13 protein-coding genes and 2 pseudogenes are annotated in these 19243 nt (G+C 54.4%); 5 read left to right on the forward strand and 10 right to left on the reverse strand.

All coding sequences use genetic code 11. From position 1 onward, the window contains the following. Nucleotide 1: 1 nt before the first annotated feature. From thiG to HMPREF1024_RS00920, 5 genes are all read left to right on the forward strand, one after another. Nucleotides 2–772 carry a thiazole synthase gene (thiG, locus tag HMPREF1024_RS00940; protein ID WP_004152308.1) on the forward strand — a complete coding sequence of 257 codons (771 nt, stop codon included), beginning with the start codon at nt 2–4 and terminating at the stop codon, nt 770–772. Continuing rightward, nucleotides 769–1902, forward strand: coding sequence for a 2-iminoacetate synthase ThiH (thiH, locus tag HMPREF1024_RS00935; protein ID WP_009309944.1), 1134 nt, complete (start codon nt 769–771; stop codon nt 1900–1902). Before thiG ends, thiH begins: the two co-directional genes overlap by 4 nt. Nucleotides 1903–2218: 316 nt before the next feature. Beyond that, nucleotides 2219–3751: a sensor domain-containing diguanylate cyclase gene (locus HMPREF1024_RS00930; protein WP_004178221.1), complete on the forward strand. Its 1533-nt coding sequence runs from the start codon at nt 2219–2221 to the stop codon at nt 3749–3751. 171 nt (nt 3752–3922) lie between these two features. Next, nucleotides 3923–4228: a PTS sugar transporter subunit IIB gene (locus HMPREF1024_RS00925; protein ID WP_002884150.1), complete on the forward strand. Its 306-nt coding sequence runs from the start codon at nt 3923–3925 to the stop codon at nt 4226–4228. Nucleotides 4229–4231: 3 nt separating this feature from the next. Then, on the forward strand, nt 4232–4549 hold the full coding sequence (locus HMPREF1024_RS00920; protein WP_004212847.1) for a PTS lactose/cellobiose transporter subunit IIA: 318 nt from the start codon (nt 4232–4234) through the stop codon (nt 4547–4549). 42 nt (nt 4550–4591) lie between these two features. Here HMPREF1024_RS00920 and dcuB read toward each other — a convergent pair whose 3' ends face one another. The 10 genes and pseudogenes from dcuB to HMPREF1024_RS0127835 all read right to left on the reverse strand — a co-directional run. Next, nucleotides 4592–5932: an anaerobic C4-dicarboxylate transporter DcuB gene (gene dcuB, locus HMPREF1024_RS00915; protein WP_002884148.1), complete on the reverse strand. Its 1341-nt coding sequence runs from the start codon at nt 5930–5932 to the stop codon at nt 4592–4594. 400 nt (nt 5933–6332) lie between these two features. Continuing rightward, on the reverse strand, nt 6333–10556 hold the full coding sequence (gene rpoC / locus HMPREF1024_RS00910) for a DNA-directed RNA polymerase subunit beta' (RefSeq protein WP_002884146.1): 4224 nt from the start codon (nt 10554–10556) through the stop codon (nt 6333–6335). 76 nt (nt 10557–10632) lie between these two features. Then, on the reverse strand, nt 10633–14661 hold the full coding sequence (gene rpoB / locus HMPREF1024_RS00905) for a DNA-directed RNA polymerase subunit beta (protein WP_004152306.1): 4029 nt from the start codon (nt 14659–14661) through the stop codon (nt 10633–10635). Nucleotides 14662–14985: 324 nt separating this feature from the next. Then, nucleotides 14986–15351: a 50S ribosomal protein L7/L12 gene (gene rplL, locus HMPREF1024_RS00900; RefSeq protein ID WP_002884142.1), complete on the reverse strand. Its 366-nt coding sequence runs from the start codon at nt 15349–15351 to the stop codon at nt 14986–14988. 66 nt (nt 15352–15417) lie between these two features. Continuing rightward, nucleotides 15418–15915: a 50S ribosomal protein L10 gene (rplJ, locus tag HMPREF1024_RS00895; RefSeq protein ID WP_001207203.1), complete on the reverse strand. Its 498-nt coding sequence runs from the start codon at nt 15913–15915 to the stop codon at nt 15418–15420. Between the two features lie 347 nt (nt 15916–16262). Next, nucleotides 16263–16968 (reverse strand): annotated as a pseudogene (rplA, locus tag HMPREF1024_RS00890) (50S ribosomal protein L1). A gap of 3 nt (nt 16969–16971) precedes the next feature. Then, nucleotides 16972–17400 carry a 50S ribosomal protein L11 gene (rplK, locus tag HMPREF1024_RS00885; RefSeq protein ID WP_002884034.1) on the reverse strand — a complete coding sequence of 143 codons (429 nt, stop codon included), beginning with the start codon at nt 17398–17400 and terminating at the stop codon, nt 16972–16974. A 156-nt stretch (nt 17401–17556) separates the two neighbouring features. Next, complete coding sequence (gene nusG / locus HMPREF1024_RS00880; RefSeq protein ID WP_001287521.1) at nt 17557–18102, reverse strand: transcription termination/antitermination protein NusG; 546 nt, start codon at nt 18100–18102, stop codon at nt 17557–17559. A gap of 1 nt (nt 18103) precedes the next feature. Beyond that, entirely contained in the window at nt 18104–18487 is a 384-nt protein-coding gene (gene secE, locus HMPREF1024_RS00875; RefSeq protein WP_002883772.1) for a preprotein translocase subunit SecE, read from the reverse strand. A gap of 336 nt (nt 18488–18823) precedes the next feature. Then, nucleotides 18824–19243: pseudogene (locus tag HMPREF1024_RS0127835) on the reverse strand (EF-Tu/IF-2/RF-3 family GTPase); the annotation flags it as partial.

Here is a 19243-nt window from a genome sequence, read left to right on the forward strand (position 1 = left end):
CATGTTACGTATTGCAGACAAAACGTTTGAATCCCATCTTTTCACCGGTACCGGCAAATTCGCCGCCCCGGAGGTGATGGTCGAGGCGATTCGCGCCTCGGGCAGCCAGCTGGTAACCCTGGCGATGAAGCGCGTCGATTTACGCCAGCGCAATGACGCCATCCTCGCCCCGCTGCTGGCGGCGGGGGTTAACCTGCTGCCGAATACCTCAGGCGCCAAGACGGCGGAAGAGGCGGTGTTTGCCGCCCGCCTGGCGCGGGAAGCCCTGGGTACCCATTGGCTGAAGCTGGAGATCCACCCGGACGCCCGCTGGCTGCTGCCCGACCCGATTGAAACCCTGAAAGCGGCGGAGCTGCTGGTCCGCGAAGGGTTCGTGGTGCTGCCCTACTGCGGCGCCGATCCGGTGCTGTGTAAACGACTGGAAGAGGTAGGCTGCGCGGCGGTGATGCCGCTGGGTGCGCCGATCGGCTCCAATCAGGGGCTGGAAACCAAAGCCATGCTGGAGATTATTATCGAGCAGGCGACGGTCCCGGTGGTGGTCGACGCCGGGATCGGCGTCCCGAGCCATGCGGCGCAGGCGCTGGAGATGGGCGCGGACGCGGTGCTGGTCAATACCGCCATTGCCGTCGCCGACGACCCCGTGGCCATGGCCCGCGCCTTCCGTATGGCGATCGATGCCGGATTACTGGCGCGTCAGGCCGGACCGGGGGCACGCAGTACGCAGGCGCAGGCCACCAGCCCGCTCACCGGATTCCTGGAGGCGCTGGCATGAAAACCTTTAGCGATCGCTGGCGGCAGCTGGAGTGGGACGATATCTGCCTGCGCATCAACAGCAAAACCGCCGCCGACGTCGAACGGGCGCTGGCGGCTAAACAGCTCACCCGCGACGATATGATGGCCCTGCTCTCGCCTGCCGCGGCCAATTACCTTGAACCGCTGGCCCAGCGCGCGCAGCGCCTCACCCGGCAGCGCTTCGGCAATACCGTCAGCTTCTACGTGCCGCTGTATCTCTCCAACCTGTGCGCTAACGACTGCACCTACTGCGGCTTCTCGATGAGCAACCGCATTAAGCGCAAGACGCTGGATGCCGCCGAGATTGCCCGCGAGTGCGCCGCAATCCGCAACCTGGGCTTTGAGCATCTGCTGCTGGTGACCGGCGAACATCAGGGTAAGGTGGGAATGGATTATTTCCGTCGGCACCTACCGGCTATCCGCAGCCAGTTTGCCTCGCTGCATATGGAGGTGCAGCCGCTGGCGACTGAAGAGTATGCCGAGCTGAAAACCCTGGGGCTCGACGGGGTGATGGTCTATCAGGAGACCTATCATGAAAGCATGTACGCCCAACACCATCTGAAAGGAAAAAAGCAGGATTTCTTCTGGCGGCTGGATACGCCGGATCGCTTAGGCGCGGCGGGGATCGATAAGATCGGCCTTGGCGCGCTCATCGGCCTTTCCGACAGCTGGCGAGTGGACTGCTTTATAGTCGCTGAGCACCTGCTGTGGCTGCAGCAGCGCTACTGGCGCAGCCGCTATTCGGTCTCCTTCCCGCGCCTGCGTCCCTGCGCCGGCGGTATTGAACCGGCTTCGCTGATGGATGAGCGCCAGCTGGTGCAAACTATCTGCGCCTTCCGCCTGCTGGCGCCAGAGGTTGAGCTGTCGCTATCCACCCGCGAATCACCCTGGTTCCGCGACCGGGTGATCCCGCTGGCGATCAATAACGTCAGCGCCTTCTCTAAAACCCAGCCCGGCGGCTACGCCGACGATCATCCGGAGCTCGAGCAATTTGCCCCGCACGACGATCGCCGCCCTGAAGTGGTCGCCAGCGCGCTGGCCGCCCGCGGCCTGCAGCCGGTATGGAAAGACTGGGATAGCTGGCTGGGACGCGCTTCGCAAACCTCATGATGTACAGTGTAAACGCCTGATAATTTTGCGCGCCTGCACGAGAGATGAAAAACAGAGGCTGGCCCGCCCGACGCCGTTTTTCTATTCTGCCCTGGTCAGCAGCGGACGCTGACCAGGGCGAACCTTTTCTTCCTCATTTTCGCCCTGCCTCTCCGCGCTGAGCAGAGGCCTGCACATTATCGCCGAATATAAATCACGATACATGAAGGCCTCAGAGTTATAATTGAGCAATAGTGAACTGATTCGATCGGCAGGCGTCCCAGACGCAACCTGCGTTCGGACCCATGGTTTATACATCCGGGACGATTAACGATTCATGGCTCTACACAACAGAAAGCTCTCTTTTACGACGCCGATCGTCGTGGGGTTTGCCGGTATTTTGCTCAGCTTTATGCTGATCGCTATTTTTGTGACTCTGGCGCAACAGAAAGATTTTCTCGAAGATTATCACGATATTAACCGCAATTTTACCCATAACCTCGCGATCAACTATACGGAAACCCTGCTGCGGGAAAATGATTTTATCCTCGGGCGCGCAGCCGCCTTCTTTGCCCGCAATGACGAACTGAATCGCGCAGTCAATGTGGAGCCGGAGAAAGGGTTAACCACGCTGATGCAGTTACAGAACATGATGCCAAGCGTCTCATCCATCTCGCTGGCGGATACCGAGGGCCACTATCTGCGCGCCCCGGAGGTGCTGGAAAACGAAGACAGCCGGGCTTTCGATCCCAGAACGCGGCCCTGGTTTATCAAACAGGCGGAAGCCAGCACCTTCAGCCACTACACCAGTCCGTATATGGATTATTTCACCCACCATCCGACGATTACCATTTTCAAACCCATCATTACCCCGGAAGGGAAACTCAAGGGCAGCCTGGCCTTTCATCTCGATCTCACCTCCATGGGGTTCGCGCTGCGCCAGATGGTGGCGCCCGTACAGGGGGAATTTTTTGTGGTGCAACGGGATGGCAAAGTGGTTCTGCACTCCGACCCGGGCGCGCTGTTTAAACCCTTCGTCAGGGACGAGCTGATGGATAAAATGACCAGCGGAGAGGGGCAGCTTTACGATCCCGGGAGCGACACCTGGTATTACTATTACTCCTTTACCAATCCCGACTGGTTTGTGATTTTCCGTGTCGATAACGCCACCCTGGTCAATCTGACACGTCATGAGACCAATTTAGTGATCGGCGGTTTCACTCTCGCAGCGATCATTATTATCCTGTTCGGTCTTTATCTGCGTCATGCTTCCCGTACCGTGCTGATGAATATCATCAATGCGATTAAAACCGGTGACGTCAAACGCGCCCCGCGCCTTGAGGCGATGCTGAGTAAAGCGATTGAAACCAATAAACAGCGCGAACTGTCCTACGTCCGCCAGGCGACCATCGACGCTCTCACCGGCTGCAAAAACCGCCGCGCCTTCGACAGCGATATTGCCGCCCTGATGAACGATCACCAGCCGTTCGCCCTCGCGCTGGTCGATATCGATAACTTTAAATCGATCAACGACACCTGGGGCCACCTCAATGGCGATATCGTCCTGCGTAACGTCGCCCGCGAAGGGCTGCAGGTCCTCCAGCCGCTGGAGATATCTCTCTATCGCTACGGCGGCGAAGAGTTCGCGGTGGTCTTTCCTGCCGAACATATCGATAACGCCCGCACGCTGCTGGAAACATGGCGGGTAAACGTCGAACGACGCACCTGGCGCGAAGATGGCCTGACGGTCACCTTCAGCGCCGGCCTCGGGGAATGGAATATGGAGCCACTGGATAAGCTGGTGGTGAGCGTCGATGAAGCGCTGTACAAAGCCAAACAGCAGGGTAAAAACCGTATCCTGCGCGCGTAAGACTTCAGCGCCGCCACCGCCCACTTCGGTGGGCTTTTTTATTTTTCCGGAAAAAATGAAACCGGTTTCAATTATTGTGTGATGCCTTACACACAATCACGGTAAAGCGGTTGTCGCATCGCCAGGGCCGCGATAAAGATAAGACATCACGGAACACAAGGGCCACTGACTATGAAGAATATCGTTTTGTGCTGTGCCGCCGGTATGTCTACCAGCATGCTGGTTCAGCGTATGCAAGATGCCGCGCAGAAGAAGGGTGTTGAGGTCTCTATCAAGGCCGTACCGGTCGCTGAGTTTAAAGATAATCTGGCCGCCGCCGACATTATTTTGCTCGGCCCGCAGGTGAAATATGAGCAGGCGAAGCTGCAGGCGCTGGCCGACCCGTTCGGCAAGAAGGTCGCCGTGATCGATATGATGGACTACGGCATGATGAAAGGTGATGCCGTTCTGGATAAAGCCCTTAAGATGCTGGAGTAATCGATGGAAGATTTAGAAACGATCATCATGGAGCTGCTGGTTAACGCGGGTTCCGCACGTAGCGCGGCGCTGACGGCGCTACAGCTGGCGCGCAAAGGCGATTTTGCCGCCGCGGAGCAGGCCATGGCTGAATCCCATGAGTTCGTCAAACATGCGCATAAAATTCAGACCCAGCTTATCGGCATGGATGAAGGCAGCGGTAAATTGCCGGTCAACCTGATCACCGTGCATTCCCAGGACCATCTGATGAACGCTATGGTCATTCAGGATCTGGCGACCGACATGATTGAACTCTATCGTCGTCTGCCCCTCGCGCAATAATCTCACGGATTTAACGGGCGTCGCTGCCGGCGCCCGTCCTTCTTACAGAAAGCCGTACATCGCCGCGAATACCCAGCCAAACACGCAGGAGACGCCGACGCCGATGAGCCCGGGCAGGATAAAGCTGTGGTTAATCACAAAGCGGCCGATATGGGTGGTCCCTGAGCGATCAAACTGGATCGCCGCCAGATCGCTTGGGTAGGTCGGCAGAATATAGTAGCCATAGCAGGCCGGCGCAGAAGCCACGATATAGGCCGGGTCGACGCCGATGGCCAGGGCTACTGGCACAATCGCCGCCAGCGCTGCCGCCTGGGAGTTCACAAATTTCGAAACCAGTAGCAGCACGATGGCATAAGCCCACGGATACTCTTTTACCATTTCACCAAGCACGCCTTTAATCTCGGTCATGTGCGCGCCAAACATGGTCTCCGCCATCCACGCGATGCCGTACACCGCGACGATAGCGATCATTCCCGAACGAAAGACCTCATTTTTGGAAATCGATGCCGGGTTAGTTTTTGTAATGATGATGATCAGCGCTCCGGAGAGCAGCATAAACATCTGGATAACCAGCACCATCGACAGTGGTTTACCGTCAAAGGCCGGGCGCAGTTCAGAAAAAGCGCCAAGCAGCGCCACCACGGCGATAGAGGCCAGAAAAATCCACATTGCTATCCAGTTGCTGGTCGGCAGCTTTTTGTCCAGCAGGGTCGCCGTATCGCCATAGACGTAATGGCGGTTCTCCGGTAGCGCAATAAACGCCTGGAAGGCTTCGTCCTGATCCAGGTCTTTGCCGCGGAACCAGCTGAAGATACCGATGGCTAAAATACCCAGCAGCGTGGACGGAATGGTTATCGCCAGCAGATCGAGAAACTCCAGGTGTTTCCCGTTAAAGGTAAAATTTCCCAGCATCGCCACCAGCGATACCACCGCCACCGAGACCGGGCTGGCGATGATCCCCATCTGAGCGCCAATGGAGCTGGCGGCCATCGGACGCTCCGGACGAATGTTATTCTTAATCGCCACATCGTAGATAATCGGCAGGATGGTATACACCACGTGGCCGGTACCGCAGAGGATGGTCAGCGTGCAGGTGACGAAAGGCGCCACGATAGAAACATATTTCGGGTTACGCCGCAGCAGCTTCTCGGCAATCTGCAGCATCACGTCTAACCCGCCGGACGCCTGCAGAGTCGCCGAGGCGGCTACCACTGCAATGATCACCAGCATCACATCAACCGGCGGTTTGCCCGGCTGGAGATGAAAAACAAAGACGAGGATCACCAAACCGATGCCGCCCAGCAGCCCCAGCGCAATCCCCCCTTTTCGGGCACCATAAAACAGACAAATTAATATAATAATGAGTTGTATCGCGAATTCCATGCAGCCCCCAGAGCCTGTCCACTCAGATCTAAAAATGATCCCTACCTGCCTGTCGGGATTATTTCTGCGCCTGACCGGGAGAAGCATGAGATGCGGCGATCCCTCTCCAGCGCCGTCGCGCCGAAGATACAGCAACAGAAGTAATCCCATGATTCATCAGGTATTTTGAATATATACCCTTTGAATTGATTATTTTTTGATATGAGTAGAAGTTTTACCCATACATAAAGAAAGGTTTTAGAAAAAGGCTTTTAATAGATATTTTGCATGAATTAATTGCTAAGAAAATGAAGATTTAATATGTCGTAAATGTAATTAAGGGCCGGGAAAGCGGCGGAAAATAGACAATAAAAAAAGCCGGTCAGGAAACCTGACCGGCTTTTTAGCAGTGCATCAACGATTAATCGTTGTCAGAACCGCCCAGACCTGCGTTCAGCAGCTCTGCCAGGTTGGCAGACGCTTCTTCCACGCTCACCTGCGGTGCCGCCGGCAGCTCGCCAGCAGCGCGACGGCGCATACGATCCTGGTGATACGCATAACCGGTACCGGCCGGGATCAGACGACCCACGATGACGTTCTCTTTCAGACCGCGCAGTTCGTCGCGTTTGCCCGCAACGGCTGCTTCGGTCAGCACGCGAGTGGTCTCCTGGAACGATGCCGCGGAGATGAAGGACTCGGTGGCCAGAGACGCTTTGGTGATACCCAGCAGATCGCGGGAGAACGTTGCGCCCACTTTGCCGTTCGCTTCCAGTTCGCGGTTCGCGATCTTGACGCGGGAGTATTCCACCTGCTCGCCTTCGAGGAAGTCGGAGCTGCCTGCGCTTTCGATGGTGGCTTTACGCAGCATCTGACGAACGATAACTTCGATGTGCTTATCGTTAATCTTAACGCCCTGCAGACGGTATACGTCCTGGACTTCGTTAACAATGTAACGGGTCACAGCATGTACGCCACGCAGACGCAGAATGTCGTGCGGTGCTTCCGGACCGTCGGAAACCACATCACCACGTTCCACACGTTCACCTTCGAACACGTTGAGCTGACGCCATTTCGGGATCATCTCTTCGTACGGCTCGCTACCGTCTACCGGGGTGATAACCAGGCGACGTTTCCCTTTGGTTTCTTTACCGAAGGAAATGATACCGCTGATTTCAGCCAGGATAGCCGGCTCTTTCGGACGACGTGCTTCGAACAGGTCCGCAACGCGCGGCAGACCACCGGTGATATCCTTGGTACCGCCGGATTCCTGCGGAATACGCGCCAGGGTGTCACCCGAGCTGATCTGTACGCCATCTTCCAGCTGAACAATCGCTTTACCCGGCAGGAAGTACTGAGCAGGCATATCAGTGCCTGGGATCAGAACATCGTTGCCCTGAGCATCAACAATTTTCAGTGCTGGACGCAGATCTTTACCACCTGCGGTACGTTCTGCAGAGTCCAGAACCACCAGCGAAGACAGACCGGTCAGCTCGTCAGTCTGACGAGTAATGGTCTGACCGTCGATCATGTCAGTGAAACGGATGAAACCGCTAACTTCGGTGATAACCGGCATGGTGTGCGGATCCCAGTTTGCGACGGTTTCACCGCCGGCAACCTGCTCACCGTCGCCTTTCGCCATAACCGCACCGTAAGGTACTTTATAGCTCTCTTTGGTACGACCGAATTCGTCGATCAGCTTCAGCTCGGTATTACGGGAAGTGATAACCAGCTTACCACTGGAGTTCACAACCGACTTCGCGTTGCTGAGCTTGATGCTACCTTTGTTTTTCACCTGGATGCTGGATTCAGCAGCCGCACGAGATGCCGCACCACCGATGTGGAACGTACGCATCGTCAGCTGTGTACCCGGCTCACCGATGGACTGTGCCGCGATAACGCCGATAGCCTCACCTTTGTTGATGAGGTGGCCACGCGCCAGGTCACGACCATAGCAGTGCGCGCAGACGCCAAAGTCGGTGTCACAGGATACAACGGAACGCACTTTGACGGAGTCAACGGAGTTCGCTTCCAGCAGGTCACACCAGTGCTCATGCAGCAGCGTGTTGCGTGGAACCAGAATATCCGCGGTACCCGGCTTCAGAACATCTTCCGCAGTCACACGACCCAGTACGCGATCGCGCAGCGGCTCTTTAACGTCGCCACCTTCGATAACCGGCGTCATGGTGATGCCTTCCAGGGTGCCGCAGTCGTCTTCAGTGACGACCAGGTCCTGCGCAACGTCAACCAGACGACGAGTCAGGTAACCGGAGTTCGCTGTTTTCAGTGCGGTATCCGCCAGACCTTTACGAGCACCGTGGGTGGAGATGAAGTACTGGAGTACGTTCAGACCTTCACGGAAGTTCGCGGTGATCGGCGTTTCGATGATGGAGCCATCCGGCTTCGCCATCAGACCACGCATACCAGCCAGCTGACGAATCTGTGCCGCAGAACCACGCGCACCGGAGTCGGCCATCATGTAGATGCTGTTGAAGGAAACCTGCTGCTCTTCCTGACCGTCACGGTTAATCACGGTTTCGGTTTGCAGGTTATCCATCATCGCTTTGGATACACGATCGTTCGCCGCAGCCCAGATATCGATAACTTTGTTGTAGCGTTCGCCCGCGGTCACCAGACCGGACTGGAACTGTTCCTGAATCTCAGCAACTTCCGCTTCCGCTTCGCTGATGATTTCGTATTTTTTCTCCGGGATGACCATGTCATCGATACCAACGGATGCACCTGAACGCGCTGCGTAAGCAAAGCCGGTGTACATCGTCTGGTCCGCAAAAATAACGGTCGGTTTCAGACCCAGAATACGGTAACAGGTGTTCAGCATCTTGGAGATCGCTTTCTTACCAAGCGCCTGGTTCACGATAGAGAACGGCAGACCTTTCGGTACGATCATCCACAGAATGGCACGGCCAACGGTCGTGTCTTTCAGGCTGGTTTTCGCGACAAACTCACCATTGTCGTCTTTTTCGTATTCAGTGATACGCACTTTAACGCGCGCATGCAGAGAGGCCAGGCCGGCGCGATAAATACGCTCAGCTTCTTTCGGGCCAGTCAGCACCATGCCTTCGCCTTTGGCGTTAACACTGTCACGGGTCATGTAGTACAGACCCAGTACAACGTCCTGAGACGGAACGATGATTGGTTCGCCGTTCGCCGGGGACAGGATGTTGTTGGTAGACATCATCAGCGCACGCGCTTCCAGCTGGGCTTCCAGCGTCAGCGGTACGTGAACAGCCATCTGGTCACCATCGAAGTCGGCGTTGTATGCCGCACAAACCAGCGGGTGCAGCTGGATGGCTTTACCTTCGATCAGAACCGGTTCGAATGCCTGAATACCCAGACGGTGCAGGGTTGGCGCACGGTTCAGCAGGACCGGGTGTTCGCGGATAACTTCGTCCAGGATATCCCAAACGACAGCTTCTTCGCGCTCAACCATCTTCTTAGCGGCTTTGATGGTGGTGGCCAGGCCACGCAGTTCCAGCTTGCCGTAGATGAACGGTTTGAACAGCTCCAGCGCCATTTTCTTCGGCAGACCGCACTGATGCAGACGCAGGTATGGACCTACGGTGATAACAGAACGACCGGAGTAGTCAACGCGTTTACCGAGCAGGTTCTGGCGGAAACGACCCTGTTTACCTTTGATCATATCGGCCAAAGATTTCAGAGGACGTTTGTTAGAACCGGTGATCGCACGACCGCGACGACCGTTATCCAGCAGGGCGTCAACCGCTTCCTGCAGCATACGTTTTTCGTTGCGTACGATGATATCCGGCGCAGCCAGATCCAGCAGACGTTTCAGACGGTTGTTACGGTTGATCACGCGACGATACAGATCGTTGAGGTCAGACGTCGCGAAACGACCACCGTCCAGCGGAACCAGCGGACGCAGATCTGGCGGCAGTACCGGCAGAACGGTCAGGATCATCCACTCCGGCTTGTTGCCAGACTGAACGAAAGCTTCCAGCAGCTTAATGCGCTTGGTCAGCTTTTTACGCTTGGTTTCGGAGTTGGTTTCGTTCAGCTCTTCACGCAGCTGCTCGCATTCCTGCTCCAGATCCATATTGCGCAGCAGCGCCTGGATCGCTTCCGCGCCCATTTTCGCGTCGAATTCGTCACCGAACTCTTCCAGCGCGTCCAGGTACTGTTCTTCCGTCAGAATCTGGTTGCGTTCGAGGTTGGTCATGCCACCTTCGATAACCACATAGGATTCAAAGTACAGTACACGTTCGATATCGCGCAGCGGCATATCCAGCAGCAGACCGATACGGGACGGCAGGGATTTCAGGAACCAGATGTGCGCAGTCGGACATGCCAGCTCGATGTGGCCCATGCGCTCACGACGCACTTTAGTCTGGGTCACTTCAACGCCGCACTTCTCACAGATCACACCGCGGTGTTTCAGGCGCTTGTACTTACCGCACAGGCACTCATAATCTTTTACCGGCCCAAAGATACGGGCGCAGAAAAGGCCGTCACGCTCAGGTTTGAACGTACGGTAGTTAATGGTTTCCGGCTTTTTAACTTCACCGAAAGACCATGAACGGATCATGTCTGGCGAAGCCAGAGCAATTTTGATCGCATCAAACTCTTCGGTTTTAGTTTGCGCTTTCAGAAACTTTAATAAGTCTTTCACGGATTTGCTCCCGTCGGAGTTAGCACATTCCGCTGCCGGGCGTTAACCCGGCAGCAGTGACCTGTTTGAGCGAGAATTACTCGTCTTCCAGTTCGATGTTGATGCCCAGCGAGCGAATTTCTTTCAACAGTACGTTGAAGGATTCCGGCATGCCCGGTTCCATCTGGTGATTGCCGTCCACGATGTTTTTATACATCTTGGTACGACCGTTCACGTCATCAGACTTAACGGTGAGCATTTCCTGCAGGGTGTAGGCCGCGCCGTATGCTTCCAGCGCCCACACTTCCATCTCACCGAAGCGCTGACCACCGAACTGTGCCTTACCACCCAGCGGCTGCTGAGTAACCAGGCTGTAAGAACCGGTGGAACGAGCGTGCATTTTGTCGTCGACCAGGTGGTTCAGTTTCAGCATGTACATGTAACCCACGGTTACCGGACGTTCGAACTGTTCACCGGTGCGGCCATCAAACAGGGTGATCTGACCGGAAGTCGGCAGGTCGCCCAGCTGCAGCAGCTCTTTGATTTCAGCTTCTTTCGCACCGTCGAATACCGGCGTTGCGATCGGCATGCCTTTACGCAGGTTTTCAGCCAGACGCAGAACTTCTTCATCGCTGAAGGTATTCAGGTCAACTTTCTGGCGAACGTCAGCGCCCAGATCGTAAGCACGCTGGATGAATTCGCGCAGTTTCGCGACTTCCTGCTGCTGTTTCAGCATGGCGTTGATCTTATCGCCGATGCCTTTTGCAGCCATACCCAGGTGAGTTTCAAGGATCTGACCGATGTTCATACGAGACGGTACGCCCAGCGGGTTCAGTACGATATCTACCGGCGTACCGTTAGCATCGTGCGGCATATCTTCGATCGGGTTGATCTTAGAGATAACACCCTTGTTACCGTGACGACCCGCCATCTTATCACCAGGCTGGATACGGCGTTTAACGGCCAGATATACCTTAACAATCTTCAGCACGCCCGGTGCCAGATCGTCGCCTTGGGTGATTTTACGGCGTTTCGCTTCGAGTTTTTTCTCGAACTCGTGTTTCAGTTCGTCATACTGCTCAGCCAGCTGTTCCAGCTGATTTTGTTTCTCTTCGTCGGTCAGGCCCAGTTCCAGCCAGCGATCGCGAGGCAGCTTGTCGAGCTTCTCAGCTTCAACGCCACCGGAGACCAGCACCGCGTAGATACGACTGAACAGACCGGCTTCAAGGATCTGCAGTTCTTCAGACAGGTCTTTTTTGGCCTGCTTCAGCTGCATCTCTTCGATTTCCAGAGCACGTTTGTCTTTTTCTACGCCGTCACGGGTAAAGACCTGAACGTCGATAACGGTACCAGAGACACCGTTCGGTACGCGCAGAGAAGAGTCTTTAACGTCAGACGCTTTCTCACCGAAGATCGCGCGCAGCAGTTTCTCTTCCGGCGTCAGCTGGGTTTCACCTTTCGGCGTTACCTTACCAACCAGAATGTCGCCGCCGGTCACTTCCGCACCGATATAAACGATACCGGATTCATCCAGTTTGGAGAGCGCAGCTTCACCCACGTTCGGGATGTCAGCGGTGATCTCTTCCGGCCCCAGCTTGGTGTCACGGGACACGCACGCCAGTTCCTGAATGTGGATAGTGGTGAAACGGTCTTCCTGGACAACACGCTCGGAAACGAGGATGGAGTCTTCGAAGTTGTAACCGTTCCACGGCATGAACGCTACACGCATGTTCTGACCCAGCGCCAGCTCACCGAGGTCGGTGGACGGGCCGTCTGCCAGCACGTCGCCGCGCTCAATAGGTTCGCCCAGGGACACGCAAGGCATCTGGTTGATGCAGGTGTTCTGGTTAGAACGGGTGTACTTGGTCAGGTTATAGATGTCGATACCTGCTTCGCCCGGGTACATCTCGTCTTCGTTAACTTTGATAACGATACGGGAAGCATCCACGTACTGAACGGTACCGCCACGTTTAGCCACGGCAGTAACACCGGAGTCAACGGCAACAGCACGTTCCATACCGGTACCAACCAGCGGCTTATCAGCGCGCAGAGTCGGAACCGCCTGACGTTGCATGTTCGCACCCATCAATGCACGGTTGGCGTCATCGTGTTCCAGGAACGGGATCAGGGACGCACCGACGGATACCACCTGCTGGGTGGATACGTCCATGTAGTCAACCTGGTCGCGGCTGAACAAGCTGGATTCGCCTTTGCTACGGCAGGTAACCAGATCTTCTACGAAGTGGCCGTTTTCATCCAGGTTGGAGTTCGCCTGAGCGATAACGTAGTTGCCTTCTTCGATAGCAGACAGGTAGTGAATTTCGTCAGTAACCACACCGTTGGTCACTTTACGATACGGCGTCTCAAGGAAGCCATATTCGTTGGTCTGCGCGTACACGGACAGGGAGTTAATCAGACCGATGTTCGGACCTTCAGGCGTTTCGATCGGACATACGCGACCGTAGTGGGTCGGGTGTACGTCTCGAACTTCGAAGCCTGCGCGCTCACGGGTCAGACCGCCTGGGCCGAGTGCGGAGATACGACGTTTGTGCGTAATCTCAGACAGCGGGTTGTTCTGGTCCATAAACTGAGACAGCTGGCTGGAACCAAAGAACTCTTTCACTGCTGCGGAAATCGGCTTGGCGTTGATCATATCCTGAGGCATCAGGGTATCCAGATCGCCAAGAGACAGACGCTCTTTCACCGCACGCTCTACACGTACCAGGCCAACGCGGAACTGGTTTTCCGCCATTTCGCCAACGGAACGGATACGACGGTTGCCGAGGTGGTCGATATCGTCCACTTCGCCTTTACCGTTACGGATATCGATGAGCTTCTTCATCACTTCGATGATGTCGTCTTTGCTCAGGATACCGGAACCTTCGATTTCGTCGCGCAGCAGAGAACGGTTGAACTTCATACGACCAACCGCGGACAGATCGTAGCGGTCTTCAGAGAAGAACAGGTTCTCAAACAGACTTTCAGCGGCTTCACGAGTCGGCGGCTCGCCAGGGCGCATCATGCGGTAGATTTCTACCAGCGCGCTCAGACGATCGTTAGTCGGGTCGACGCGTACCGTTTCAGAGATGTACGGGCCGTGGTCCAGATCGTTGGTGAACAGCGTTTCGATACGCTTGTGGCCAGACTGGCTCAGCTTAGCCAGCAGATCCAGGCTCAGCTCCATGTTCGCCGGGCAGATCAGTTCGCCAGTCGCTTCATCGATATAGTCTTTAGCCGCCACTTTGCCCGCGATATATTCAACCGGCACTTCGATATGCTTGATATCGTCTTTTTCCAGCTGACGGATATGACGAGCCGTGATGCGACGGCCTTTCTCAACGTACACTTTGCCGTTGGCTTCGATATCGAAGGAGGCAGTTTCACCGCGCAGACGCTCCGGAATCAGCTCCATCTGCAGCTTGTTGTCGCGAATTTCAAAGACCACTTTTTCGAAGAACAGGTCAAGGATCTGCTCAGTGGTGTAATTCAGCGCGCGCAGGATGATGGTAGCCGGCAGCTTACGACGACGGTCGATACGAACGAACAGGTTGTCTTTCGGGTCGAATTCGAAGTCCAGCCAGGAACCGCGGTAAGGGATGATACGTGCGTTATACAGAACCTTACCGGAGGAGTGGGTCTTACCTTTGTCACTGTCAAAGAAGACGCCCGGGCTACGGTGCAGCTGAGAAACGATAACACGCTCGGTACCGTTGATAACAAAGGTACCGTTGTCGGTCATGAGCGGAATTTCGCCCATGTAGACTTCTTGTTCTTTAATGTCTTTGACGGTGCCTTCTGGCGCTTCGCGCTCGTAGATCACCAGACGCAGTTTTACGCGCAGCGGTGCAGAATAAGTCACGCCACGGATCTGACATTCTTTAACGTCAAAAACCGGTTCGCCCAGACGGTAGCTGACGTATTGCAGCTCGGAATTACCGCTGTAGCTCTGAATCGGGAATACGGAACGGAAAGCAGCTTCCAGACCATACTGCCCTTCAGGATCTTGCTCGATAAACTTCTGGAACGAGTCAAGCTGGATAGAAAGGAGATATGGCACATCCAGAACTTGTGGACGTTTACCAAAATCCTTACGAATACGTTTTTTCTCGGTATAGGAGTAAACCATAGGGTTCCTCAGCTCGCTGACAAGTCGACCCATCTGCCCGCAGAGGGCAGTTTTTTATGCAACACTATTTTGTTGACCGGAAAATGGAACACTTTCCGCAATGCCTGTTGCTATCACGCTTAAACCATTTCATTGCGATTTACACAGCCCAGGAACCCTAACCTGTCGCAGTATATTAAGTCGTCGATAGAAACAAGCATTGAGAGGCAAACCAGTAGTCAAACAGCGTGAAACGCTACTGGCGCCTTACAGCGCAAAAAGGCTGGTGACCAAAAAGTCACCAGCCTCAGCCTGATTTCTCAGGCTGCAACCGGAAGGGTTGGCTTATTTAACTTCAACTTCAGCGCCAGCTTCTTCCAGAGATTTTTTCAGAGCTTCAGCGTCGTCTTTGCTGATGCCTTCTTTCAGTGCAGCCGGAGCAGATTCTACCAGGTCTTTAGCTTCTTTCAGACCCAGGCCAGTTGCGCCACGTACTGCTTTGATAACAGCAACTTTGTTAGCGCCAGCAGCTTTCAGAATTACGTCGAATTCAGTTTTTTCTTCAGCAGCTTCAACCGGGCCAGCAGCTACAGCTACAGCAGCAGCAGCGGAAACACCGAATTTTTCTTCCATTGCAGAGATCAGCTCAACAACGTCCATTACGGACATAGCGGATACTGCTTCAATGATTTGATCTTTAGTGATAGACATTTAAATTGTTCCTGAATATCAGAATAAGTTTATACGTAAGCGAATGCTTTACAAAGATAACTGCGATTAAGCAGCTTCTTTCGCATCGCGTACAGCAGCCAGAGTACGAACCAGTTTGCCAGCCGAAGCTTCTTTCATGGTTGCCATCAGGCGTGCAATTGCTTCTTCGTAGGTCGGCAGAGTTGCCAGGCGGTCGATCTGCGACGCCGGGATCAGCTCACCTTCAAAGGCAGCGGCTTTGACCTCAAATTTTGCATTCGCTTTCGCGAACTCTTTGAACAGACGAGCAGCAGCGCCCGGGTGTTCCATAGAGTATGCAATCAGGGTCGGACCAACAAACGTGTCTTTCAGGCACTCGAACTGAGTACCTTCAACGACGCGGCGCAGCAGGGTGTTACGAACAACACGCATGTATACGCCAGCTTCACGACCTGCTTTACGCAGTTCAGTCATTTTATCTACAGTTACGCCACGGGAATCCGCAACTACTGCAGACAGCGCGCCTTTGGCTACTTCGCTGACTTCAGCAACAATCGCTTGTTTGTCTTGAAGATTTAAAGCCATTAGCTTTGCTCCTGGATGTTTGCCAGAGCCTATGCTCTGGAACTCACTTCACTCAATTCAACGAAAAGAGCGTCTAAATACGGTGAGCAGAAACAAGCCAGAATATCCAAAAATAATCTTAGCGTTCTGTCACCGTCTACGCAGGGGATTAAGTTTCTTGCGAAACACCTGCGGTCTTCGACGGAGGCCTGGATAGGCCAGGCTCCAACGAACAAATTCTTCCTATGACTTCGTCCTTCGAACCGCAGCGGCGTTAGCTGCAATTCAAATGACTCGCATAGCGTCTGTCTTATTGACAGAATCGTGGGGGTAAGATTGTAGACAAAATCACCGCCCACGTAAAGGCATTAGTTTGCAGAAGCGTTCAGGCCAGCCTGATCTACTGCAACACCTGCACCCATAGTGGTGGAGATGCTAACTTTCTTGATGTACACGCCTTTCGCCTGAGTCGGTTTTGCTTTTTTTCAGCGCAACCAGCAGAGCTTCCAGGTTTTCTTTCAGTTTGTCAGCGTCAAAGTCCACTTTACCGATGGTGGTGTGGATGATGCCGTTTTTGTCGTTACGGTAACGAACCTGGCCTGCTTTCGCGTTTTTAACCGCTTCAGCAACGTTCGGAGTTACGGTACCTACTTTCGGGTTCGGCATCAGGCCACGCGGACCCAGAACCTGGCCCAGCTGGCCAACAACGCGCATTGCATCCGGGGAAGCAATAACAACGTCAAAGTTCATTTCGCCTTTTTTGATCTGCTCAGCCAGATCTTCCATACCTACCAGCTCAGCGCCTGCAGCTTTAGCAGCTTCAGCGTTTGCGCCTTGGGTAAATACGGCTACGCGAACGGAACGGCCAGTACCGTGCGGCAGTACAGTTGCGCCACGGACGTTCTGGTCAGATTTACGAGCGTCGATGCCGAGGTTAACGGCAACGTCTACGCTTTCGGTAAATTTAGCGGTGGCCAGCTCTTTCAGCAGAGCAATGGCTTCGTTGATGTCGTACTGTTTAGTTGCATCAACTTTCTCACGGATCACGCGCATGCGCTTGGTCAGTTTAGCCATTTCTTAGTCCTCCACTACCAGGCCCATGGAACGTGCAGTACCTTCGATGGAGCGAGTCATCGCTTCAATGTCGGCACCAGTCATGTCGGCAGCTTTGGTCTGCGCGATTTCCTGCAGCTGAGCGCGGGAGATTTTACCCACTTTATCTTTGTTCGGCTTACCGGAACCAGACTTGATGCCTGCAGCTTTCTTCAGCAGAACAGCAGCCGGCGGAGTCTTGGTAACAAAGGTAAAGGAACGGTCAGCGTAAACGGTGATAACAACCGGGATCGGCAGACCTTTCTCCAGGGAATCAGTTTTGGCGTTGAACGCTTTGCAGAATTCCATGATGTTCACGCCCTGCTGACCCAGTGCTGGGCCGACCGGCGGGCTCGGGTTCGCCATACCAGCTGCAACCTGCAGCTTGACGTAGGCTTGGACTTTCTTAGCCATTCTTAAATCCTCAAAATGGGTATTAACGCTTCAGAGAAGCTCCCCGTGATTAAACATCGTTTTACGGGCCGGGCCCATAAAAACAAAAGGCGCGAAATTGTATGCCAATTTCGCGCCCTATGCAACGACTAAATCGCTGCTTTTTTGATCGCCGGCTTACGCCTTCTCAACCTGGCTGAAGTCCAGTTCTACCGGGGTCGCACGACCGAAGATAGAAACGGAAACTTTCAGGCGGGACTTCTCATAGTCCACTTCTTCCACCACGCCGTTAAAGTCAGCGAACGGACCGTCGTTAACGCGAACCATTTCACCCGGTTCAAACAGCGTTTTCGGACGCGGCTTATCGCCAACCTGCTGCAGACGATTCATGATGGCGTCGACTTCTTTGTCGCTGATCGGCGCCGGACGGTCAGAGGTGCCGCCGATGAAGCCCATCACGCGCGGTACGCTGCGCACCAGGTGCCAGCTTGCGTCGTTCATGACCATCTGAACCAGGACATAGCCCGGGAAGAATTTACGTTCGCTTTTGCGACGCTGGCCGCCACGGATCTCAACCACTTCTTCGGTCGGGACCATGACTTCGCCAAATAACTCTTCCATGTTGTGTAATTTGATATGTTCACGCAGCGACGTGGCTACGCGACCTTCAAAACCGGAAAACGCCTGAACGACGTACCAGCGCTTTTTAGGAGCTTCAGACATCTCAGAACCTCAGGCCAGTGATAAAGGAGACCAGGCGAACCAGAATACCATCCAGTCCCCACAGGATCAGTGACATTACTGCAGTCACGGCAGCAACAATCAGCGTAGTATGCAGCGTTTCCTGGCGAGTCGGCCAAATCACTTTACGAACTTCGGTTCTCGCTTCGCGAGCAAAAGCAACGGTCGCCTTACCTTTCGTCGTCAACAGCGCGACGCCACCGGCAGCAGCAATAAGAATAACCACGGCCAGCGCACGCACCGCCAGCATAATGTCACGATAAAGGAAGTTGCCCACGATCGCCACGATCAGCAGCACGGCAACGATAATCCACTTCATCGCTTCCAGGCCGCGCCCGCTCCCTTGAGCTTCGGTATTCGCACTCATAAACCAACCTGTCAGAAGTATTCTACAAACAATTTCACCCCGCGGGGGCGAGGCGATCCAAACCGAAATTAAGTTTCGGATTATACACTTAACTATTCAAATTGCTTCAATGTTGACGGTGTTGTCACCCCTGCCCTGCTGTTGCAAAGAAGGAGTTGAATAGCCGTCGCCCTGAGGCTCGAATGGTTTGGTGTATAAACGCCCTCTTCAGAGCCTGTCTCAGCAATGATTATGACAAATAAAATCACTGATGAGCCAGGTTCTGGTGTGAAAGCGTGCAAAAAGGGCATCAAATGATGCCCTTTTATTGCGCATTGCGTCAAATGTTATCAGCGATTAGCCGAGAACTTTAGCAACCACGCCCGCGCCAACGGTACGACCGCCTTCACGGATTGCGAAACGCAGACCGTCGTCCATCGCGATCGGGTGGATCAGGGTAACAACCATTTTGATGTTGTCGCCCGGCATTACCATCTCTACGCCTTCCGGCAGTTCGATGGTGCCAGTCACGTCAGTAGTACGGAAGTAGAACTGCGGACGGTAGCCTTTGAAGAACGGAGTATGACGGCCGCCTTCGTCTTTGGACAGGATGTACACTTCAGATTCGAACTTGGTGTGCGGGTTGATGGTGCCCGGCTTAGCCAGTACCTGACCACGTTCGATTTCTTCACGTTTGATACCACGCAGCAGAACACCTACGTTCTCACCAGCACGGCCTTCGTCCAGCAGTTTGCGGAACTATTTCAACGCCAGTAC

The sequence above is a fragment of the Klebsiella sp. 4_1_44FAA genome (genome assembly GCF_000238715.1).
In the GTDB taxonomy this organism is placed as follows: Bacteria; Pseudomonadota; Gammaproteobacteria; order Enterobacterales; family Enterobacteriaceae; genus Klebsiella; species Klebsiella pneumoniae.